This window comes from Butyrivibrio sp., assembly GCF_024699075.1.
This window is the reverse complement of sequence record NZ_JAILQF010000242.1, coordinates 1-5,203: the sequence shown is the minus strand read 5'-3', so window position 1 is coordinate 5,203 and position 5,203 is coordinate 1. Positions and strand designations below refer to the sequence as shown.

Genomic DNA, 5,203 nt, shown 5'->3' with positions numbered 1-5,203 from the left:
TAAAATGATCAAGATAACCCATCACCTTTAGGTGGTGGGAATATCTTGATTTCGGGTGCGGGGTTATAAGCCCCGTACCCGTAGAACTGCGTCAGCAGTGATTTTATAACGAGCAAAAAGCGAAGCGTTTGCGAGTTTAACCAAGTATCTTACTATATTTAACATCAAGTTCAGGCTAATTGAAAGAGTGAAAATATTTATTTTTAAACTAATATAATAATATTAATCTTTATTTGTATTTTTTGTGATATTATAATTCAGGCTGATTAAAACGTTTCATTATAAGCCATTTATTTTTACATCAAGTAATCTATTTAGAAATGAAATGGGAGGGCATAATTTTTGGAGACTAATATTACTGAACTTAGTTGCCGTGAATTTTCTGATCAGCTAGCTGCGAAGGTATCAGTTCCCGGGGGCGGCGGCGCTGCTTCATTTGTGGGAGCTCTTTCTATGGCACTTTGCTCTATGGCAGGCAATTTTACTACTGGTAAAAAGAAATATGCTCAGTATGAGGATGAGCTTGAGGCTATCTTAAAAGAGTCAGAAGAGATAAGAAATAAGCTCCTTGATCTTGTAGAAGAAGATGCCAGGATGTTTGAACCTTTATCCAAAGCCTATAGTATTCCAAAAGAAGATCCTGACCGTAGTGCAAAGCTTGAGAAGGCAACTCTTGATGCCCTTTATGCACCTCTTGAGATGATGAGACAGATAAAAAGAGTCATAGAACTTTTAGAGAGAATGAAAGAAATAGGGTCTGTTATCATGGTATCCGACGTAGGATGCGGTGCAGCCCTTGCTGGCGCAGCACTTCAGAGCGCAAGCCTTAACGTATTCATAAATACAAAGTCCCTTATGGACAGGGAGAAGGCAGATCAGTTTGACAGAGAAGCTGACGGAATACTTGATGAATATGTAAAAAGGGCTCAGAAGATATTTGAAGATGTTAATGATAAGCTCAGGAAATAACATATAGAGAGGATATTTATGGCGGAATTATTAAAAGGAAAGCCCGTTGCAGATGCGCTTGATGATGCCACTAAAAAAAGGGCAGAAGCGCTTAAGGAGAAGGGAATAACACCTACACTTGCAATTCTTCGAGTTGGTGAAAGACCAGACGATCTGTCCTATGAACGCGGTGCTACCAAAAGATGTGAAAAAGACGGCGTAGCAGTTGTTAATAAGGTACTGCCTGATGACTGCAGCCAGGAAGACCTTATGGAAGCAATCAAGAAGCTTAATGAAGATGATTCTGTTCATGGTATACTGATGTTTCGTCCGCTTCCTAAAAGCCTTGATGAAAAGGCTGCATGCGATGCTATTCTTCCCAAAAAGGATGTAGATGGTATAACCAAAGGCTCTATGGCTTATATATACAGCGGCATGGGAGAAGGCTTTGCACCATGCACTTCTCAGGCTGTCATGGAGATACTTGGTCATTATGGCATTGATCCTAAGGGAAAAAAAGCTACAGTAGTTGGAAGAAGCCTTGTAATCGGCAAACCGATATCTATGCTTCTTATGAATGCAAATGCAACAGTTACAGTATGTCACTCCAAAACTATAGATATGCTGAAAGTAACTCAAAATGCCGATATAGTAATTGCAGCACTTGGAAGAGCTGAAATGCTTGGGGCTGAGTATTTTACAAAAGGTCAGACTGTAATCGACGTAGGAATCAATTATAGCCAGGAAAAGCAGAAGCTTGTCGGAGACGTAAAATCTGATGAAGCAGAAAATGTTGTCTCAAACCTTACACCTGTTCCGGGCGGCGTTGGATCAGTTACAACAGCCGTACTTGTAAGCCATGTCGTAGAGGCAGCAGAAAAAGAAATCAGATAACAGTAATATAGGACATAATAATTAGATAATAGCTATTAGAATATAGTAATTAGAACATAATAATTGGAACATAATAATATATAAAAAGTAATATATAAAATAGGAGTAATATTTAATGCGTAAAACTAAAATCATTTGTACAATCGGTCCTGCAAGTTCTTCAGAAGAAGTGCTCACACAGATGTGTGAAGCCGGAATGAACGTAGCAAGACTTAACTTCAGTCATGGTGATCATGAAGAGCAGCTTGGCAAGATCAAAGTCATCAACAAAGTCCGTGATAAGCTGGGTCTTCCTATTGCGATCATGCTTGATACCAAAGGACCAGAGTACAGAATAGGTGTATTCAAGGATCATAAGGTAACTCTTTCAGAAGGCCAGGAGTTTACATTTACAGTTGATGATATAGTCGGAGATGAGACCAAAGTATCCGTAAGCTATAAAGGCTTTGCCCAGGACCTTAAAAAAGGTGACACAATCCTTGTAAATAATGGTCTTGTAGTATGTGAAGTAACCAAAGTTAAAGGCAACGATGTTATTACTAAGGTAATAGCTGGTGGCAACCTTTCTGACAAGAAGAGCATGAACTTCCCGGGAAAGGTTCTTAAGCAGGCTTACCTTTCAGATCAGGACAAGGCTGACCTTCTTTTTGGTATAGAGCATGATATAGATTATGTAGCAGCTTCATTTGTATCTACTAAAGCTGATGCTCAGGAGCTTCGTGACTTCCTTGATAAAAATGGTGGAAGAGATATCGATATAATCGCTAAGATTGAGAACAGATCAGGTGTTGAAAGCATAGAAGAAATATCAGAAGTTGTTGACGGTATCATGGTTGCAAGAGGTGACCTTGGTGTTGAGATTCCATTTATGGAAGTTCCTTCAGTTCAGAAAGAGATCGTTCAGAAGTGCCGACTCCTTGGAAAAAGAGTTATCATCGCAACAGAAATGCTCGAGTCTATGATAACCAATGTTCGTCCTACAAGAGCAGAGATCTCTGACGTAGCTAACGCAGTATATGACGGAGCATCAGCTATCATGCTTTCAGGAGAATCTGCTGCAGGTAAGCATCCTGTAGAAGCAGTTAAGACCATGTCAGAAGTTGCAGAATATACAGAGCAGCATATCAACTATACTAAGAGATTCAAGAACATGGACTTCAGCATCAGAAATAACCTTGATGCAATAAGCCATTCTACATGTTCAATGGCTATAGATGTACATGCTAAGTGTATAGTAGTAAGCTCTATAAGCGGAGTTACAGCCAGAATGGTAAGCCGTTTCAGATGTCCTGTTGAGATCATAGGTATGACAACATCTGTTAAGGCATTTAGAAAGCTTGCACTTTCATGGGGCGTATATCCTCTTTTGTGCGATGAATTTGAGTCACTTGACGTTCTCTTCTTCCACGCTATGCAGCAGGCTACTAAGATCCTTGACCTCAAGATGGGAGATAACGTAGTTCTTACAGGTGGTAAGATCGGCGGAACTTCAGGTCATACTAACATGATCAAGGTTGAGACTATTCATAAGATCTATTCATAAGACCTATTTATAAGATCTATTCATAAGATGGTCAGAAAAATAATACAGTAAAGTTATAGTAACCTCTCTCTTAAAAGATTTAATCAATAAGAGGGAGGTTTTGTGATTATTATAAACACTGTAATTGGAAAAGCGAGAATGGAAAGATTAGAGAATGTGATGACTATTGCACTGATGAAGAAGAACTAAGAACAAAAGTGCTTACTATTTATAGTGAAATATTAGAAGCATCAAAATGAAACGCAAAAAGAAAAAAATCCGGGCAAATTTTTTTTACGTGAAAAGATGAAGAATAATGGTATTTCTCACGTTAGTTTTGCCGGAAAATGAGGGACTTCACGTATGGATGACTTAGGAGCATAGTAAGTAAGGGTGATATAAAATTTCAGTTTTGTGATGCTGGAATAGAACGAAAAATCATAGTAATGTTAAAACGGTTCAAGAAAATGCCGATAGGCATTGATGACAATAAGGGAAAAAGATTGAAAGAGTTAAAGCGGACGATGGAAGACTTTTCTGATGATATGGAATTAATGGATCAGGATCTTGAAGCAGTGAAATTTATTTCACCACCAGCTTCTGGTGAAGATTGCGATTTTATCGATACAGCTAACTATAAAACATTTAGAACAACAAGATGTCTGTTTTTGCCTCAAGTAAAATTTTCTTATATAATTGGTATGTAAACAAAATAAGAATTCTGGCGCTTTTCACATTTTTATATAAATATTTTTTTTGAAAGGATCAGATTTTAATGGCTGGAAAAAATAAAAAGGGAATAATCAGCAAGGTAATTAAAGTTATCGTAAGTATTGTTGTAGCTCTTGTGCTTATCGTAGCTGCGGGCCTTGGCATTTTGACTGTTTTTGAATACAGGCCTGATGATATAGAGAACATTGAGCTTTCGGGAGAGGCTTCCAAGACTATTTCTACAGGAGATACTTTTACAGTACTTACCTGGAATACCGGTTACGGAGCATTGGGAGATAATGCGGATTTCTTTATGGACGGCGGGACGATGGTTTATACAGCTGATAAGGATAGAGTAAATGAAAACCTCGAAGCTATCGCGCAAGAAATAAGTGATGTAAATCCTGATGTTATCTTTTTACAGGAAGTTGATATAGTTGCAGACAGATCTTATAAGATAAATGAGGTCTCTTTTTTTGAAGACAATAACCAGGGTAAAGTTAGCTCTTATGCTCTTAATATGGATGCAATCTACATTCCATATCCCATTCCTCCGATAGGAAGGACCAAAGTTGGAATACTGACTCTATCCTCTTTTGATATAGCATCTTCAAGTAGAATATCACTTCCTGTGCCATTTAAATGGCCTGTGAGTACATGTAACTTTAAGAAATGTGTTGATGTTTCAAGAGTACCTGTTGAGGGCTCCGACAAACAGCTTGTACTTGTTAATCTTCATCTTGAAGCATATGACAGTGGAGAGGGCAAGATTGCACAGACCAAAATGCTTCATGAGATTCTTCAGACAGAAGTCGATGCTGGTAACTATGTAATAGCAGGTGGCGACTTCAATCAGGTATTTTCCAATACTGATATAAGTGCCTATCCTACCTACGATGGACTGTGGCAGCCGGGAAGCATTGATATATCAGAATTTGGAAGTGACTTTACCTTTATTACAGACAGCTCATCTCCGACTTGCAGATCTCTGGACAGATGCTATCTTGGAGCTGATAAAGATACTTTTCAGTATTATGTAATAGATGGCTTTATAGTATCTGACAATATACAAATAGAGGCCTGCCAGACCAGGAATCTTTCTTTCGTAAATACAGATCACAATCCTGT

5 protein-coding genes are annotated in these 5,203 nt (G+C 38.3%); all 5 read left to right on the top strand.

The window, feature by feature from the left end; genetic code table 11:
- Positions 1–342: 342 nt before the first annotated feature.
- A complete protein-coding gene (locus tag K6G87_RS09925; RefSeq protein WP_296836519.1) occupies positions 343–969 on the top strand; it encodes a cyclodeaminase/cyclohydrolase family protein in 627 nt (208 codons plus the stop codon).
- An 18-nt stretch (positions 970–987) separates the two neighbouring features.
- Complete coding sequence (locus K6G87_RS09920) at positions 988–1,842, top strand: bifunctional 5,10-methylenetetrahydrofolate dehydrogenase/5,10-methenyltetrahydrofolate cyclohydrolase (protein WP_296836516.1); 855 nt, start codon at positions 988–990, stop codon at positions 1,840–1,842.
- Between the two features lie 115 nt (positions 1,843–1,957).
- Entirely contained in the window at positions 1,958–3,385 is a 1,428-nt protein-coding gene (gene pyk, locus K6G87_RS09915) for a pyruvate kinase (protein ID WP_296836513.1), read from the top strand.
- A 446-nt stretch (positions 3,386–3,831) separates the two neighbouring features.
- Positions 3,832–4,071 (top strand): hypothetical protein, encoded by a 240-nt coding sequence (locus tag K6G87_RS09910; protein WP_296836511.1) that lies wholly within the window; start codon positions 3,832–3,834, stop codon positions 4,069–4,071.
- A 68-nt stretch (positions 4,072–4,139) separates the two neighbouring features.
- Positions 4,140–5,203, top strand: a 1,064-nt coding sequence (locus tag K6G87_RS09905) for an endonuclease/exonuclease/phosphatase family protein (protein WP_296836509.1), incomplete at its 3' end; no start/stop codon positions are given.